We start from the raw sequence: 18,317 nt of genomic DNA on the forward strand, positions 1-18,317 counted from the left end.
ACGAGAAAAAAGCATCCCATGCCCAGATTCTGGTCCTATCTCAAGTTCCTTTTCAGGTCGACCAACCAACACGGGGTACACTCCCCCTTTGTATTTGCGTACCTTACCCGCTGCCTTTACAAAAGAGGGCCGGGACCCGGGGAGAGATCGCAAAAAATAGTCCTGAAAAGCATTGCCTATTTTAATTTCCGATCGTTGCACCTTTCCGGAGATCACCAAAACCTGCGGGCCCTCCTGAAAGAGCAGTACCCGAACCTGACCTATGGGGATCCTCCCTACGATCTCGTAGTGATCAGCAGGGAAATGATAGTCCGGGTCGACTTCAACTCCCTCCTTTCCCAATGCCACAACGACAGCATGATCCTGGTGGACGATCTTCATAAAGGAAAGAAAGAGCGATCCATTTGGGAAACGCTTTGCAGGGATCCCAGGATCACGGTATCCATCGATTATTACTTTGGCGGTCTGCTGTTCCTCAGGCGGGAACAGGTAAAGCAACATTTCCGCATTAGGATTTAATGGCTTAATTTTACGGGAATTCAGGGCTATGGATAACACAATCTTTTATGTTTTAGGTCTGGTGGCCGTCATTTATATCGCCCTTTCCGCCTTTAACCGAAAGAGGTCCAAAGATCGGAAGTCGCGTAAATTCATGGACGGGTACGAACGCAAAAAGAGAAAGGATTAACCCTTCCTCACTTAACAGTATGAAGATCTATACAAGAACAGGAGACGAGGGAATGACTGCCCTCTTTGGAGGGACCCGTGTCCCCAAGCACCACATCCGAATCCAGAGTTATGGAACGGTGGACGAATTGAATTCCTGGCTGGGGCTCATTCGCGACCAGGAAATCGGGGATTCATACAAAGAAGTCCTGATGAAGGTACAGAAGGAGCTTTTTACCATAGGGGCTATCCTGGCGACCGATCCCGAAAAAGCGGTCCTGAAGAGTGGGAAGGAGCGGCTAAACATTCCGAAGATAGGTCCGGAAGAGATCCTTTTCTTGGAAAATGAAATGGATCGCATGGAAGAATTCCTGCCCCAGATGACGCACTTTATCCTTCCCGGCGGACATCCGGCGGTGTCATACTGTCATATTGCCAGAACCGTGTGCCGAAGAGCAGAGCGTATGGCGTGCCTCTTACACGAGAACCAGCCTTTTGACCCTGAGGTCCTCTCCTACATGAACAGACTGTCTGACTACCTTTTTGTCCTGGCCCGTGCCATCTCCCACGACCTCGGCGCTGATGAGATCAAGTGGATTCCCGAGAAAAAGGGCTAATAAATTGCTTTTTTGGGCGTTATGACTATAATAATTTGAGATTTCAAAAAAATAATGTAAATAAACCTTGAAAAACTTGACTGTCTGGGTTTAAAAATTATTTTTGCAAAAATTTAAAAATAATACTTTTTACCATGTATTGGACCTTAGAACTGGCATCCTACCTCAGCGATGCACCCTGGCCGGCCACAAAAGATGAACTGATCGATTACGCGATCAGGACAGGAGCACCCCTGGAAGTGGTGGAAAACCTTCAGTCCATGGAAGAAGAAGGAGGAGAAATCTATGAGAGCATAGAAGAGATCTGGCCCGATTACCCTACTGAAGAGGATTACCTCTGGAATGAGGATGAATATTAAAGGAATCGTCAAATAGCTATAAAAAGTCTCTTCGGAGGCTTTTTTTTTATGTAATTTTGACAGGCTTATAACAGAATTACCGCGTAGGGTAAAAGTGGAACGGCTTTTGACTGTTCAATGTTCGTGAATACCGGAAAAATATCGATTTAAAAATGCATTCCTGCCCATTTCACCGCCTTAGACAGGGATGTGGAAAACAAGAATTCCATGAGTTTATTAAATAGTGTTTTAAAAGTCTTTGTCGGCGATAAATCCAAACGAGACGTCAAGGAAATGCGACCGCTGGTCGATGATATCAATTCCTATGGCGCGCAATTCCAGACATTGACCCATGATGAATTGAGGGCAAAAACAGCTGCTTTTAAAGCAGTCATCGCCGAGGCCTGTGCCTCTCTCAATGAGCAGATCGAAAATCTCAAGACCGAAGTCAATGAATCCTCAGATATAGACAGAAACGAGGAATTGTACGCCGAGATTGACAAACTGGAGGAGGAAGCCTATAAAGTCACCCAGGACACCCTGGATAAAATTCTTCCCGAGGCCTTTGCCGTAGTGAAGGAGACCGCCAGGCGGTTCAAGGATAATGAGACCCTGATAGTGACCGCCACGGAGAATGACCGAATCCTTTCAGGTTCAAGGGATTATGTGAGCCTGGAAGGCGATAAGGCCATCTGGAAGAACTCCTGGGATGCCGCGGGAAAAGAGGTCACCTGGGACATGGTGCACTACGATGTGCAACTTATCGGAGGGATCGCCCTCCATCAGGGGAAAGTGGCAGAGATGCAGACCGGGGAAGGAAAGACCCTGGTCGCTACCCTTCCGCTCTATCTCAACGCCCTTCCCGGAAAAGGAACCCACCTGGTTACCGTGAACGACTACCTGGCCAAACGAGACAGTACCTGGATGGGACCCATTTTTGAATTTCATGGTCTCACCGTAGACTGTATAGACAAACACCGCCCCAATTCAGACGGAAGAAGGGCTGCCTACAATGCCGATATCACCTACGGCACGAACAACGAATTCGGCTTTGATTACCTTAGGGACAACATGGCCCATACCCCCGGAGATCTCGTGCAGAGACCTCATTATTACGCCATTGTGGATGAGGTGGATTCCGTTCTCATAGACGATGCCCGAACCCCGCTTATCATTTCAGGTCCTGTGCCCGAAGGAGACCGGCACGAATTCAACGAACTCAGGCCCAAGGTGTTCGATATCGTAGAGAAACAGCGAAAACACCTCACTGCCGTCCTGGCGGAGGCCAAGAAGAAGATCTCAGAAGGGGATACCAAGGAAGGGGGGCTGCTTTTGCTCAGGGTACACAGGGGACTGCCTAAAAACAAAGCCCTGATCAAATACCTCAGCGAAGAGGGTATAAAACAACTGCTGCAGAAGACGGAGAATTATTACATGCAGGACAACAACCGGGAGATGCCGGTGGTAGATTCCGAACTGCTCTTCGTCATCGATGAGAAGAACAACCAGATCGAATTGACGGACCGGGGTATTGAATACATCTCCGGAGACCAAGAAAAGGACTTCTTCGTCATGCCCGATATAGGGAGCGAGATCGCCAGGATCGAAAGTCAGGACCTGGAGATCGAAGAGGAAGCCCGGCTGAAGGAAGAACTCTTCAAGGATTTTGCCGTGAAGAGCGAACGTATCCATACCATGAGTCAGCTTCTCAAGGCGTACACCCTTTTTGAAAAGGACGTGGAATACGTGGTCATAGACAACAAGGTTATGATCGTGGACGAACAGACCGGAAGGATCATGGACGGCCGAAGGTATTCCGATGGATTGCACCAGGCCATCGAGGCCAAGGAAAATGTGAAGATCGAGGCCATGACCCAGACTTTTGCGACCATCACCCTTCAGAACTATTTCCGCATGTACAACAAATTGGCGGGGATGACGGGAACGGCCGTTACAGAAGCCGGGGAACTCTGGGAGATCTACAAACTGGACGTGGTGGAGATCCCGACGAACAGACCCATCGCCCGCGATGACCGGAACGATCTCATATACAAGACCAAGAGGGAAAAGTACAATGCCATCATAGAGGAAGTTAGCGAATTGTCTCAGAAGGGAAGACCCGTTCTGATCGGTACTACTTCCGTTGAGATTTCGGAGCTGCTCTCCAGGATGCTCCATATCCGGAAGATCCCCCATAACGTCCTCAACGCAAAACTTCACAAGAAAGAAGCCGATATTGTCGCTGAAGCCGGTAAGGCGGGGATAGTGACCATCGCGACCAACATGGCCGGTAGGGGTACGGACATCAAACTATCAGAAGAGGTTAAAAAAGCGGGCGGACTCGCCATTATAGGCACAGAACGCCACGATTCACGACGGGTAGACAGGCAGCTCAGGGGAAGGTCAGGAAGGCAGGGAGATCCGGGCAGTTCTCAGTTCTACGTGTCCCTGGAGGATAACCTGATGCGCCTTTTTGGCTCGGAGAGAGTAGCCAAGATGATGGACCGTATGGGCCTGGAAGAGGGAGAAGTGATCCAGCATTCCATGATGACCAAATCCATTGAACGGGCACAGAAAAAGGTGGAAGAGAACAACTTCGGAATACGGAAAAGACTCCTTGAGTACGACGATGTGATGAACGCCCAGCGGGAGGTCGTCTACAAAAGGCGAAGGCATGCCCTTCAGGGTGAGCGTCTGAAAGTGGATATCGCCAATATGATCTACGATACTTGCGAAGTGATCTCCGAGGTGAACAAGGAAGCCAATGACTACAAGAATTTTGAATTCGAACTGATCAAGTACTTCTCGATAACCTCTCCTATCTCTGAAGAAGAGTTTGCCAAACTCAGTTACCTCGAGATCAGCAACAGGATCTATTCAGAGGTGTATACCCACTACAGGGAAAAAATGGAACGCAGTGCGGCCGTGGCCTTCCCTGTGATCAAGAAGGTATATGAGGACAAGTCGAATTCCTATGAACGCATCGTGGTCCCTTTTACCGATGGGATCAAGACCCTGAGTGTGGTCACGGACCTCAAGAGTGCTTATGAGAGTAACGGAAAGCAACTGATCACCGATTTTGAGAAGAACATTACCCTGGCTATCATAGACGAGGCCTGGAAGACACATCTCCGCAAGATGGACGAGTTGAAACAATCCGTCCAGCTGGCCGTGCACGAACAAAAAGATCCCTTGCTGATCTATAAATTCGAGGCCTTTGAACTCTTTAAAGGGATGATCGAAAAGGTAAACAAGGATGTGGTCTCCTTCCTCTTTAAAGGGGAACTGCCTTCCGGAAATACTGAAGAGATCCAGGAGGCCAGAACGCTTCGCCGATCCAAGGAAGACCTGAAAACCACCAAGGAAGAGATCCCCAATAGCGATGAGCTGGCAGCCCGGAACAGGGCGGCTGGGCAAACCCAGGGTAACAGGCCCCAGGTCACCGAGACCATCGTCAGGGAAAGACCGAAAATAGGACGCAATGATAAGGTGAAAATCAAAAATGTCATGTCCGGGGAAAGCAAAACCCTTAAATTCAAGCAGGCCGAACCCCTTATCAACAAGGGGGAATGGGTATTAGTGGAAGATTGAAGGCAGAGTGAAAGCTGTTGTAAAGGATAACCCGCGGGTTATCCTTTTTTTATTCTAACAAACGATTTGAACAACTTTCGGGCCGGGCAATGTTGACAATCTACCAAAACATAAGTAGCTTTACAACAGAGGATTCTATATATCAGACCGGCAAGGTATCGGGATCAGAAAAATTGAGACGTATGAAAAAGAACTACATCGACCAGGAAAGATTCAGGGACAAAGAAAAACTACTGATCAAGGCAACCAATTATACCTCCGTGCTCTGCCTTGCCTTATTCCTGATCTGTTACTTCCTGCTGGATATCACCTCCCTGCTTTCCTATATCTTTCTTTTTTACGCCCTGCTGAGTCTGGCCAACACCTATGCCTACCGCACACACAGGAATTTATCCCTTACCTATAATATAGCCTCCATCGCCAGCCTGGTCTCCACCCTCCTGGTCGTCTTTCTTAGCGGGGGGATCACGAGTCCGTTTATCTTTGCCCTTGGCCTCCTGGTACTGGCTGGTTATGCTTCTACCCGCTCACACGGAAAAACCTACCTCTTTATCATATGCAGCCTGGTGGTCCTCCTTTTCCTTCAAAACAGGTTGCTCCCCCTCGATATGCCCAATCAGGTACCCATAGGTGTACGGGATATCTTCGCCCTAACAAGCGTGCTTTTTACGGTGTACCTCCTGGGAGGGATCTTTGGCAAGGACCTGATGATGGTACACCATCAACTCTACAAATCAAAAAGGGAGATGCAGGCGCGAAGCGATGAAAAGGACACCCTGCTCAAGGAAGTCCACCACAGGGTCAAGAATAACCTACAGACGGTTTCCAGCCTCCTTAGCCTGCAAGGCAGAAGCATTTCAGACGCCCGGACCAAAAGCATCCTGAAGAGCAGCCAGAACAGGGTGATCTCCATGGCCATGGTTCATGAGATGCTGTATATGAGGGAGGACCTTTCCAAGATACAATACCGCACCTATGTGAGGGAATTGAGCGAATATCTTGTGAAATCACTCAAAGGGGCTAACAATAAAGTGACGCTGAAAATTGACATTCCGGATATTGAACTGGGTATAGATACCGCCATCCCCCTGGGTCTTCTGATCAATGAGGCCATTACCAATTCCCTGAAATACGGGATCAAGGACGATCACGAAGGGGAGATCCATATCTCCATCGAACAGGAAGACGAACACAGTTACGTTTTGGAGATTGGGGACAACGGCAGCGGATATTCCGATGCGATGACCCTCAAGAACAGTAATTCCCTGGGCCTGAAACTGATCCACAACCTCGCAAGGCAACTCAAAGGGACCATCACCCGCGATCCCTCAAAAAAAGGGACCAACTACATCGTCAAGTTCAGGGAGATCGAACCCCAGCCCTTCCCCTCTGTGGCCTAAATTGATCTTCTGTAGACGATGTAAAGGAAGGCTGATTAATCTTAGTTGCCTCTGTGGTTTTATCTTTATATTTAGGGGCTAACTAATTTAAGTACCATGCGAAAAATCATTCTCCTGGCCCTGCTATGCCTGGCCAACTCCCTTTCTTCCCAGGAGTATTTCCTTGAAAAATACAAACCCTTTAATTCAAATGTCCCCTCCCCGGAAGAATTTCTGGGGTACGGGATAGGAGAACGCCACACCCGGCACGATCTCATAGTTGCCTATCTCAAGAAACTCGCCGAGGTATCAGAAAGGGCTCGTTACGAGGAATACGGCCGTACCCACGAAGGCAGGATCCTGGGCATGCTCATTCTGAGTACGCCGGGGAACCTCTCTGATCTTCCGGCACTTAAGGAGAAACACCTGGCTTTTACCGATCCTGAGAAAAATGTTTCCAATTACGATGAGATTCCGGTGTTTATCAACCTGGCCTATAACGTGCACGGGAACGAACCTTCCAGTTCGGAGGCGGCTTTGCTGGCTGCGTATACGTTTGCGGCCTCAGAATCAGGTGAGATCCAGAAGTACCTCAGGAATGCGGTAATCTTTATAGACCCTACCATTAACCCGGACGGTCGGGACAGGCACACACAGTGGGCCAACAGCTATCAGGGCAACCCCCTCGTGGCCGATCCCCAGGATGCCGAACACGACGAATACTGGCCCGGGGGCAGGACGAATCACTACTGGTTCGACCTCAACCGCGACTGGCTCCTCGCGATCAATCCGGAAAGCAGGGGAAAACTCAACTGGTACCACCAGTGGTATCCCAACGTAGTCACCGATTTTCACGAAATGGGCAGCCAGAGTACCTATTTTTTTGAGCCCATGAAGGACAACGGTTCCCTGGATCCTATCATGCCCAGGGAGAATTACGTGGACCTCAACAACCTCTTCGGGGATTATTATGCAAAAGCCCTGGACAGTATCGGTTCCCTGTACTTCACCAAGGAAGTCTTCGATGGTACCTATCCGGGTTACGGTTCCTCCTATCCCGACCTGCAGGGAGGCCTCGGACTGTTGTTCGAACAGGCAAGTTCCAGAGGGCATAAACAGACTACGGCTTATGGGGAGATCACCTTTCCCTTTACGATCCGGAATCAATTCACTTCGAGTATCACCACGGTGAGAGCGGCCGTCGAGAACAAAGCCTATCTGAGGAAATACCAGCAGGATTTCTTTAAATCTGCCCTATCAAGGGCTGCTGCTTCCCGCATCAAAGGATATGCGTTCGGGGATGCCTATGACAAGAACCGAGAAAAGGCCTTTATAGATAAACTCCTTTTACACAGGATAAAAGTCTATAAAAACGGTGACGGATCCTTTTTTGTACCCACCAGGCAGCCACAGTACCGCATGGTACAAACGGTCTTTGAGACCTATACCCGGTACCGGGACAGCGTATTCTATGACGCCTCAGCCTGGTCCCTCGCCAACTTTTACAACATGAGCTACAGTCCACTTAACAGAGAGGTAAATGCTTCCCCGGTGACCTCTCTGGAAAACCTGGTGAGCGTCTCCCCTGTAGAACGAACCGGCTATGCCTACCTGATCGACTGGGACGATTACAACGCCCCGGCCGCCCTCCATTACCTGCAATCCAAAGGCCTGGTGCTTTCCGCCTCTTTCCGCACCTTCACCTCAGAGACCAACCTGGGAAATAAAACCTTTAATTTCGGGACCTTAATCCTCCCGGTTAAGCTCCAGAAAAAAAATGAGGATGAGGTCTTCAGTCTGCTGCAGGAAGCCCAGCAAAAATTCAGCATCCCGGTATATTCTGTTCAGACCGGCCTGAATGTGTCCGGTGTGGACCTCGGCAGCAGGTTTGTAGAACCCGTAGAACCCCCAAAGGCCGCCATGATTATAGGCGAAGGGGTGCGATCCTATGAGGCCGGGGAAGTATGGCATCTTCTGGATACCAGGATCCATATGCCGATCACCAAGATTCCGATCAGAAGCCTGAAGGGAGCGGACCTCGACAAGTACAACACCCTTGTCATGGTTTCGGGTTCCTATTCCTTTGACGAGAAACTTATGGAGAAGATAAAAGCATGGGCAGAAAAGGGCAACACCCTCATCACCATAGGAACGGCTTCCAAATGGGCCATTGACAAAAAGCTGGTTGCCGAAAGCCTGATCGAAGAGAAAAAAGACTCCTCTGCAGTGGTAGAGCGAAAACCCTACGCCGATGCAGGAGATAACCTGGGAAAAGAAAGCGTCGGAGGGATCATAGCGCAGGCAGAATTAGACCTGACCCATCCCCTCGCCTTTGGCTACAGGAAGGAGCGCATACCCGTTTACAAAAACAATACGGTCTGGTTGGCACCGAGCAAGAACGAATACGCCACGGTAGCTAGATACACCCAGAAACCGGTGATCGACGGATTTATCACCGACAAGAACCGGGATGAGTTCCTGGTGAAATCTGCCTCCCTGATCGTGAGTCCACTGGGCCGAGGCCGCGTGGTCATGTTTGCAGACAATCCCAATTTTCGCGGATCCTGGTATGGGACCAACCGTCTATTCCTCAATGCCCTATTCCTGGGTAATCACATTAACGTACCTAAATAAGAAGTATGAGAACCTATTGCCTTTTCCTCGCCGGGATGCTCTTCGGCCTTTTTGCTTTCGCACAGTCTCCCGGGGGAGACGGACCTTTTTCACAGCTGATCATCAGGGGGGTAACCCTGATCAATGGGAACGGTGCGCCTCCCATAGGCCCGGTAGACATTGTGGTGGAGAACAACACTATCAAAGAAATAAACGTAGTGGGCTATCCCGGGGTAGAGATCGACCCGTCCAGGAGACCTCAACTGGCCCCCGGCGGCAAGGAACTGGATTGTACAGGAATGTATCTCCTGCCGGGTTTTGTGGATATGCACGGCCATATTGGTGGAAGGGCTCAGGGCGCAGAACCCGACTATGTCTTTAAGCTCTGGATGGCCCATGGGATCACAACGGTCAGAGAACCCAGTGGCAGAGGAATCGATTTTGCCATGGACCTGAAACGGAAAAGCGCTAAAAATGAGATCATTGCCCCCAGGATCTTTGTCTATACCGGATTTGGTCAGGGGAGCAAGGAGGAAATCAGCACACCGGAAATGGCCAGGGCCTGGGTCCGAAGCAACGCCCAGAAAGGGGCGGACGGGATCAAGTTCTTTGGGGCACCCCCGGAGATCATGAGTGCAGCCCTCGATGAAAATAAAAAGCTGGGGCTGCGTTCGGCCTGCCATCACGCCCAGATGGATGTGGCCCGGTGGAACGTGCTGCAATCGGCAAGGGCCGGACTCACTTCCATGGAGCACTGGTACGGCCTGCCGGAAGCCTTGTTCACAGACCGGACGGTGCAGGACTATCCCCTGGATTACAACTATAACAACGAACAGCATCGCTTTGAAGAGGCAGGCAAGTTATGGCAGCAGGCGGCTCCCCCTTATTCTGATCACTGGAATGCGGTGATGGATGAATTGCTGGAACTCGACTTTACCCTGGACCCTACCTTCAATATCTACGAGGCGAGCAGAGACCTGCACAGGGCAAGAAGGGCGGAATGGCATGAGGAATACACCCTGCCCTCCCTTTGGGAGTTTTACCAGCCCAGTAAGATCTCCCACGGTTCCTACTGGCATTATTGGGGTACAGAGCAGGAAGTGGCCTGGAAAAAGAACTACACCCTTTGGATGACCTTTGTCAATGAATACAAAAATCGCGGAGGAAGGGTGACCACCGGTTCAGATTCCGGATTTATCTTCCAGCTCTATGGCTTCGCCTATATCAGGGAACTCGAGTTGCTGAGAGAAGCGGGGTTCCATCCGCTGGAGGTAATCCGGAGTGCGACCCTGAACGGGGCTGAGGCACTGGGAGCAAGCAATAAGATAGGAACAGTGACAGTTGGCAAGCTGGCCGACTTTGCCATCGTCGGGGAAAACCCCCTGGAAAACCTCAAGGTCCTATACGGGACCGGGGCCATCAAGCTAACTGAAGACAACGAGGTGGTTCGGGTAGGCGGCGTGCGTTATACGGTAAAAGACGGCATCATTTACGACGCACAGGCACTTTTACAGGACGTAAAGCGGATGGTCGAAGAGAAAAAAAGAGAAGGGAACTACCAAATACGGCAACCGGGAATAAAAGAATAAGGAGGGTCATATTGAATTTTATTAAGCGGTTAGATTTTTCTTTTTGGTACGGAACGAAAGCTCGGCCTTCACGCGGGCGTTTTTGAACCGGTACAGGCGGGCTACCTTCTGGATATCAGCTTTCTCAATCTGTTTATCAGAAACAGGAGGAACAGGCCTACCATCCAGAACAAGATCCATTTGATGATATTGAGTTTCAGCATGGTTTCGGGCATTTTGAGCAAGAGTACCTGCGCTCATCACAAGTACCAGGCATAAGGTTAAAATAGCTTTCACGATTCGGGCGTTTCTACACTTAAAATAACCCCCAATTCATGGATTTTTCATTCCTACATCGCTGAATGCCAGGTATTTTTCGGTAAAGGAAAAAATGTTGGATGAACGGTTGTATTTATGGGTTGACCGTAATTTCCTACTCCTACCACTCAGCCTGTTTTTTGTCTTTTCAACGTAGCTTTTATGATGTGATCATCAATACCGCCTCTACCTCCCGGGAAATACAAATCCCGTCGAAAAAAGTATAACCCTCCTTTTTTTTTTAAGAATTTGACCGAGATCAATTTTGTATCTTTAAGGGACTTGATTAAGCAGTTGCATGGTCGTATTTTTGTATACGAAACCTGATTGAAGCAATGTCCGCTTAAATGTGAATAAATCAATGGTGAATAAATCACCGGTGAGTTATTGATTAAGTGAGGTCCGGCCCGGTGGAAAGGATTATTTGGAGCCTTTGGATTCGGGTAGATCACAGGGTACAGATTTCTATCAGTTTTCACAATTTTCTAAAAAAATAAATGCTATGAAAAAGATATTCTTTATTGGGTTACGACAAGGGAGCAATAAGATCGGGCGGTCCGGACTCTTCTTGCTGATCCTTGCTATTTCATTGCCTTTCGGGGCATTTGCTTTCCAGGATATGGGGAATCAGGAGGCCAATTACGCCTCCTACAGGGGGGAAGTGGTAGACAGTGAAACGAACAGACCCCTGGTCTTTGCCTCCCTAACGGTATCCGGGTCAAACATCAGTACGGTGACCAATACGGAAGGAGCATTTTTATTAAAGGTGCCTTCAGACATCGAAGGCACTTCGGTAGAGGTGAGCTTTCTGGGGTACAGATCAAAGACGATCCCTCTTTCTACCCTGAACGCCGAGAATAATACCATTGCTCTGGATGTACTCGTAACCGAATTGCCTGAGGTCAATGTTACGGTACCCAAGGATGCCGTTACCCTGGTCAAGGAAACACTCAGGAGGAAGGGTGAAAATTATTTGGACGACCCCAGCATGATGACCGCTTTCTACAGGGAGACCATCAAACGCAGGCGGCGGAATGTATCTCTCTCAGAGGCCGTGGTCTCCATCTACAAGACGCCATATACCTCCCCGAGGAGGGATGCCGTACAGATGTATAAATCCAGAAAAAGCACCGACTACAGCAAACTCGACACCCTGGTGCTGAAATTGCAGGGAGGTCCATTCAACGCACTGTATGTAGACGTGATGAAGTACCCGGAATACATCTTCGGGGAAGAGAGTATAGAGAATTACAACTTCCGATTCGACAGGTCGACCCGGATCAATGACCGGCTTATCTACGTCATCAGCTTTAACCAGCGAGAGGACGTCCTGGAGCCTCTCTACCGGGGAGAATTGTATATCGATGTGGAGAAAAAGGTGCTGACCAGCGCCATTTATTCCCTGAACATTACTGACAAGGAACTGGCCAGCAGGCTCTTCGTGCGGAAAAAACCGTGGAATGCAAGAGTATACCCGGAAGAGGTGGCCTACCGGGTCGATTATCGCGAAAGGAACGGTAAATGGTATTACGGGTACAGCAATGCCGTTTTGGAATTCAAGATCAACTGGGACAAGAAGTTGTTTAATACCGTCTACAATATGACCTGTGAGATGGCGGTCACAGACTGGGAAAAGAACGCAGACCTCTCGGAACCGCGCTTCAGGGACCGGCTTAAATCGACCATGATCCTCAGCGACGAAGCCTCTGGATTCTCGGACCCGGATTTCTGGGGAGAATACAACATCATAGAACCCGAGAAATCCATTGAATCCGCTATAAAGAAAATCCAGCGGCAGTTGAAAAGACAGGAATAAACCCCAAACAGGAGGGAATACAGGTGAACCGGTCCTCTAATTGGGCCTGTTTCTTTATGCAACCCTGCAAGGAGAAGGGCCCTGAGGTCCTGAATCACTTATAAACAATTGTTCATAACTTAGGTTTATAAGTTGTTGATTATTAAACCCTTACATCGTTTGTAAAATCCAATCTTTGATCTATATTTGAGTGTGGTTATGAGGGAGATGCCTTCGGCTTCAAACCGAAAATCACTATAGAGTTGACGTTCTTTATATTGTTGCAATGGGCATTTTCACGACTGGGGATTTCGGTCTCCGGGAAGAAAAACATACCGGCGGAAAAGGATCTCGATCCTCGGACACCGGAAAAGTATGACAGACCCCCATGTGAAACCTCAGGGTTAAGCATGAATCAAGTTCATACGGAAGCAACAAAAAGAAATACGATTTAGTAAGAGTTGAAAAATTGTTACGATTGTGTTTCAAACGTCGATACAGCTCTGCGATCGACCTCAGGGTCGGAGTCCGGGACGAAAGAACCGCGATAAAGCAAGCTGTTTCTAGAAAGCCATGTCAGTGTACTTGTACAATGATATGGCTTTTGTTTTATCCTTCCCTGAGATTGGCCTTCAATATCCTTCCCTCCGGTCTTTTTCACCTTTGCAACCTTTATTAAAATTGTATATTTGCACGCCCGAGGGCAAAAAAACCACTTGCCATGTCAAAAATTATGTATACGCTGACGGATGAAGCACCTGCACTGGCCACCCAGTCATTGTTGCCCATCGTAAAGTCATTCGCTAAAACGGCTAACATAGAGATTGCCACAAAGGATATTTCCCTGGCAGGCAGGATCATTGCCCATTTCCCCGAATTTATCAAGGAGGACCAGAGAATCTCGGATGACCTGGCCGTTTTGGGAGAGTTGGCCAAAACCCCCGAAGCCAACATCATCAAACTTCCCAACATAAGTGCTTCCATTCCGCAACTCAAGGAGGCCATAGAAGAGTTGAGGCAAAAAGGGTTCCCAGTACCCGTCTATCCGGATGAACCCAGGACGGAACAGGAACGAAATATAAAGGCCAAATACGACAAGATCAAGGGAAGTGCCGTGAACCCGGTACTCAGGGAGGGCAATTCAGATCGAAGAGCGCCGAAACCCATAAAGAATTACGCGAAAAAAAATCCCCACAGTATGGGCGCATGGTCATCGGATTCTAAAACTCATGTGGCCACTATGGATCACGGGGATTTCAGGAGCAATGAGAGGTCGGCTACCCTCGAAAAGAACAGCGTACTTGCCATAGAATTCGAAAATGCCAAGGGTGAAAAAAGCCTCCTCAAAGGCGATATCCCGGTAAAAGCCGGGGAAATAGTTGATGCCTCCGTGCTCAGCAAGGAAGCCCTCCTGTCCTTTCTCAGAGAACAGGTAGCCGATGCCAGGAAACAAGGCCTATTGTTCTCCGTACATTTGAAAGCCACCATGATGAAGGTTTCTGACCCCATTATCTTCGGCCATGTCCTGGAAACCTATTTCTCCGAAGTTTTCCTCAAATTCAGCAAGGTCTTCGATTCTATGGGGATCAGTGCCAACGATGGACTGGAAAGCCTCCTGGAAAAGATTCAGCGACTTCCTGAAAATGACCGGCAGGAGATAGAAAATGGCATAAAGGAATCCCTCGAAAACGGGCCGGAGCTGGCCATGGTGAATTCGGACAAGGGCATTACCAACCTCCATGTGCCCAGTGATGTGATCATAGATGCCTCCATGCCAGCCATGATCAGGACTTCCGGAAAGATGTACGACCGTAAGGGCAAACTACAAGACACCAAGGCGGTCATCCCGGACAGTAGCTATGCGGGAATCTACCAAGCCACCATTGACTTCTGCAAGGAGAACGGGGCTTTTGACCCCCGTACCATGGGGACCGTACCCAACGTGGGACTTATGGCCCAGAAAGCCGAGGAATACGGGTCACACGACAAGACGTTTGAGATCAGGGAAAAAGGTATGGTCAGGGTAGTGGATACCTACTCTAAGGAAACCCTCCTGCAACACGAGGTTTCCCAGGGCGATATCTGGAGGATGTGTCAGGTGAAAGACCAACCCGTCAGAAACTGGATCAGTCTGGCTGTATCCCGGGCAAGGGCTACCCAGACCCCTGCAATTTTCTGGTTAGACCGCGAAAGGGCCCACGACCGGGAACTGATCAAAAAAGTGGAGAAATACCTGCCCGGGGAAGATGCTCAGGGTCTTGACATTCAGATCATGTCGCCGGTGGAAGCCACAAAAGCTACGCTGAAAAGGTTGAAAGAAGGAAAGGATACCATTTCCGTTTCCGGCAATGTACTTCGGGACTATCTCACCGACCTTTTTCCCATTCTGGAAGTGGGCACCAGTGCCAAGATGCTTTCCATAGTTCCCCTGATGGAGGGCGGCGGGTTGTTTGAAACCGGTGCCGGGGGTTCTGCTCCCAAGCACGTTGAACAGTTCCTTGAAGAAGGACATTTAAGGTGGGATTCCCTTGGGGAGTTCCTCGCCCTGGCCGTCTCACTCGAGTTTTACAGCGAAAAAAATGCTAATCCGGAAGCCCGTGTTCTGGCGGAGTGCCTGGACGTGGCCACCGAAGACTTCCTGAACCACGACTGTTCACCTTCCCGGAAGGTAGGGGAGCTCGACACCAGGGGCAGCCATTTCTACCTGGCCTGGTACTGGGCCAAGGCACTCGCAGCTCAGGATAAGGACCAGAGACTTAAGGAGATATTTACACCGGTTGCCCGCATGCTCGATACCAAATCCGAGGAGATCCTTAAGGAATTGCTGGATGCCCAGGGAAAGAAACAGGATATAGGCGGTTACTACAAACCCGATCCTTCCCTGATTTCCAGGGCGATGAGGCCGAGCAAAACCTTTAACCATATCCTCTCACAGATAGGTTCCTCCCAAAACCCAGAAAATTAAATCGGATATGATGCGCTTTGATCTCAGGGATGTCCTTTACTTTTTAATTTTTAGAGCATGCACCTGATCCCCTCTGCGCATAGGTGCCTTCCGATCCTTTTATTTTTCTCTCTTCTCAGTCTTGCTGCACAGGAGCGATTCACTCTAAGTGGCACCGTGAGCGAGGCCTCCAGCAATGAGACCTTAATTGGGGTCAGCATTGTCATCCCTTCTCTCAAGACCGGGGTCACTACCAACGAGTATGGGTTCTTTTCCCTGACCCTGCCCAGGGGTACTTATGAACTTCAGATCACCTACTTGGGATTCGAGGAGATCGTGGAAACGGTGGTGTTCGACAAGGATCAAAAAAGGGATTTCCGGCTTACAGAAAAGACCGAAGTACTCGAGGAAGTCGTAGTGACGGAAAATGTGGAAAAACTAAATATCAGGAAACCACAGATGAGTGTGAATACCCTGTCCGTTCAGACGATTAAGGATATCCCTGTGGTTCTCGGAGAGGCAGACATCATTAAATCCCTCATCCTCCTGCCGGGAGTAAGCAATGCGGGAGAAGGCGCTTCCGGCTTTAACGTCAGGGGAGGTGCCGCTGATCAGAATCTTATCCTCCTGGATGAGGCTACCATATTTAACAGCTCCCACCTGTTTGGATTTTTCTCGGTCTTCAACCCCGATGCCATCAAGGATGTCAAATTGTTTAAAGGGGCCATCCCTTCCCGATACGGAGGCAGGGTCTCCTCGGTCCTGGAGATCTTTCAGAAAGAAGGGAATAGCAAGGAATTCAAGATGAACGGGGGCATTGGTGCCGTGGCCAGCAGGCTGCTGGCAGAAGGTCCTATTGTCAAGGACAAGTCGGCCTTTCTCATCGGCGGACGCGCCTCTTATGCCCACCTGTTTCTACCCTTGTTCGACCTGGATAACACAGCCTACTTCTACGACCTAAACACCAAGATCAACTATAAACTCAACGAGAACAACAACCTTTTTCTCTCCGGCTACTTCGGAAGGGATGTTTTCGCGATCTCTAACAATTTCGAGAATATCTATGGAAACAGCGTCCTGAACCTGAGATGGAACCACCTGTTCTCAGACAGGCTTTTCAGCAACCTGTCCCTGATCTATTCCGACTTCTACTACGGACTTGAGCTGGATTTTGTAGGATTTAAATGGAATTCGGGGATCAGGAATTTCAATATCAAATACGACCTTAAGAACTACCTCAGCGATACCTTTCAGGTAAATTACGGGCTGAACAACATCTATTACGTCTTCAATCCGGGGAAGATCGTTCCCAATAGTCCGGATTCCGGCATCGTCGAAGAACAACTGATCAAGAAATACGCGGATGAGTTTGCCGCCTATGTGGATGTGGAACAATCCCTTACCCCTTCCCTGAGTCTGCAGTACGGTCTGCGCCTGAGTCATTTCATCCGATTCGGACAGGAAGAATTGAACACGTACGAAAATGACAATCCCGTGATTTTCGATCCTTTTTTACTGGTCTATCAGGAAGCGACTCCCACAGGAACGATCTCTTCCTCAAGGGGGGATCAACTGGCCAGTTTTACCAATCTGGAACCCAGGATCGCCCTGGCCTATACCCTGAATTCTGAGCAATCGATCAAGGCCAGCTATACCCGGATCGCACAATACCTCCACCTGCTTTCCAATACCAGCTCCCCCACTCCCCTGGATGTGTGGACACCCAGTGGGCCTTTTGTTAAGCCCCAGCTCCTGGATCAGTATGCCATGGGCTATTTCCGTACGATCTCAGATGGGGAGTACAGCCTGGAAACTGAAGTCTTCTACAAGGATGTCCAAAACCGCATCGATTATATCGACGGGGCCAATCTCATCGCAAACAACGCCATTGAACAAGTGATACTCAATGGAGAAGCCCGGGCATACGGACTGGAACTACTCCTGAGGAAGAACGAAGGTCGCTTCAAAGGCTGGCTTGCCTACACCCTTTCCAGGTCCGAACAACGAACGCCTGGAAGGAACCTCCCCTTTGACAACGGCAGGTCTAACCGGGAAACGGGGATAAACTTTTCGAGGTGGTACAGCACTCCATACGACAAAACCCATGATATTTCCTTTTACGGCAGCTTTGACCTGAACAAGAAATGGAACTTCAATACCAATTTTGTTTATCAGACCGGACAGCCGACCAATTATCCTGTGGGCCAATTCCAGTTCCAGGGGCTTACCGTCCCCTTCTACGGGCTCAGGAACCAGGAAAGACTCCCCGCCTATCACCGTTTGGATCTCTCGGCCACCCTTACGCCCCGAAAGAATGAGAAAAGGAACTGGCAGACAGAGTGGGTATTTAGCATCTACAACGTGTACAGCAGAATGAATGCCGCGGCCATCAATTTCAGGAGGAATCAGGATACCGGGGTAAACGAAGCCGTTCGAACCTCCATTTTCGGGATCGTCCCGGCGGTGACCTATAACTTTAAATTTTGAT

At 49.3% G+C, this 18,317-nt stretch carries 12 protein-coding genes; 11 read left to right on the forward strand and 1 reads right to left on the reverse strand.

All coding sequences use genetic code 11. The annotated features are described in order from the left end of the window. Positions 1 to 18 precede the first annotated feature (18 nt). The 8 genes from GWK09_RS00815 to GWK09_RS00845 all read left to right on the forward strand — a co-directional run bounded on the left by GWK09_RS00815 (position 19) and on the right by GWK09_RS00845 (position 10,793). Entirely contained in the window at positions 19 to 519 is a 501-nt protein-coding gene (locus GWK09_RS00815; RefSeq protein WP_163691128.1) for a hypothetical protein, read from the forward strand. A 28-nt stretch (positions 520 to 547) separates the two neighbouring features. Next, positions 548 to 688 carry a hypothetical protein gene (locus GWK09_RS14905; protein ID WP_204260340.1) on the forward strand — a complete coding sequence of 47 codons (141 nt, stop codon included), beginning with the start codon at positions 548 to 550 and terminating at the stop codon, positions 686 to 688. 19 nt (positions 689 to 707) lie between these two features. Next, positions 708 to 1,283 carry a cob(I)yrinic acid a,c-diamide adenosyltransferase gene (locus GWK09_RS00820; protein ID WP_163691129.1) on the forward strand — a complete coding sequence of 192 codons (576 nt, stop codon included), beginning with the start codon at positions 708 to 710 and terminating at the stop codon, positions 1,281 to 1,283. Between the two features lie 134 nt (positions 1,284 to 1,417). After that, positions 1,418 to 1,642, forward strand: coding sequence for a DUF2795 domain-containing protein (locus GWK09_RS00825; RefSeq protein WP_013551418.1), 225 nt, complete (start codon positions 1,418 to 1,420; stop codon positions 1,640 to 1,642). A gap of 207 nt (positions 1,643 to 1,849) precedes the next feature. Then, entirely contained in the window at positions 1,850 to 5,212 is a 3,363-nt protein-coding gene (secA, locus tag GWK09_RS00830; protein ID WP_163691130.1) for a preprotein translocase subunit SecA, read from the forward strand. Positions 5,213 to 5,394: 182 nt separating this feature from the next. Further along, a complete protein-coding gene (locus tag GWK09_RS00835) occupies positions 5,395 to 6,612 on the forward strand; it encodes a sensor histidine kinase (protein WP_163691131.1) in 1,218 nt (405 codons plus the stop codon). 96 nt (positions 6,613 to 6,708) lie between these two features. Beyond that, positions 6,709 to 9,225: a M14 family metallopeptidase gene (locus tag GWK09_RS00840; RefSeq protein WP_163691132.1), complete on the forward strand. Its 2,517-nt coding sequence runs from the start codon at positions 6,709 to 6,711 to the stop codon at positions 9,223 to 9,225. A 35-nt stretch (positions 9,226 to 9,260) separates the two neighbouring features. Then, positions 9,261 to 10,793, forward strand: a complete 1,533-nt coding sequence (locus tag GWK09_RS00845; protein WP_239530782.1) for an amidohydrolase family protein — start codon at positions 9,261 to 9,263, stop codon at positions 10,791 to 10,793. Positions 10,794 to 10,814: 21 nt separating this feature from the next. Here the strand turns inward: GWK09_RS00845 and GWK09_RS00850 are convergent, their stop codons facing one another. Next, positions 10,815 to 11,069 (reverse strand): hypothetical protein, encoded by a 255-nt coding sequence (locus tag GWK09_RS00850; RefSeq protein ID WP_163691134.1) that lies wholly within the window; start codon positions 11,067 to 11,069, stop codon positions 10,815 to 10,817. Positions 11,070 to 11,592: 523 nt separating this feature from the next. On the opposite strand from GWK09_RS00850, the gene GWK09_RS00855 reads away from it, so the two are divergent. From GWK09_RS00855 to GWK09_RS00865, 3 genes are all read left to right on the forward strand, one after another. Beyond that, positions 11,593 to 12,906, forward strand: a complete 1,314-nt coding sequence (locus tag GWK09_RS00855; protein ID WP_163691135.1) for a carboxypeptidase-like regulatory domain-containing protein — start codon at positions 11,593 to 11,595, stop codon at positions 12,904 to 12,906. 700 nt (positions 12,907 to 13,606) lie between these two features. Beyond that, a complete protein-coding gene (locus tag GWK09_RS00860; protein ID WP_163691136.1) occupies positions 13,607 to 15,850 on the forward strand; it encodes an NADP-dependent isocitrate dehydrogenase in 2,244 nt (747 codons plus the stop codon). A gap of 57 nt (positions 15,851 to 15,907) precedes the next feature. Next, positions 15,908 to 18,316: a TonB-dependent receptor gene (locus tag GWK09_RS00865; protein WP_163691137.1), complete on the forward strand. Its 2,409-nt coding sequence runs from the start codon at positions 15,908 to 15,910 to the stop codon at positions 18,314 to 18,316. Position 18,317 lies beyond the last annotated feature (1 nt).

It is taken from the genome of Muriicola jejuensis, assembly GCF_010671595.1.
Classification (GTDB): Bacteria; Bacteroidota; Bacteroidia; order Flavobacteriales; family Flavobacteriaceae; genus Muriicola; species Muriicola jejuensis.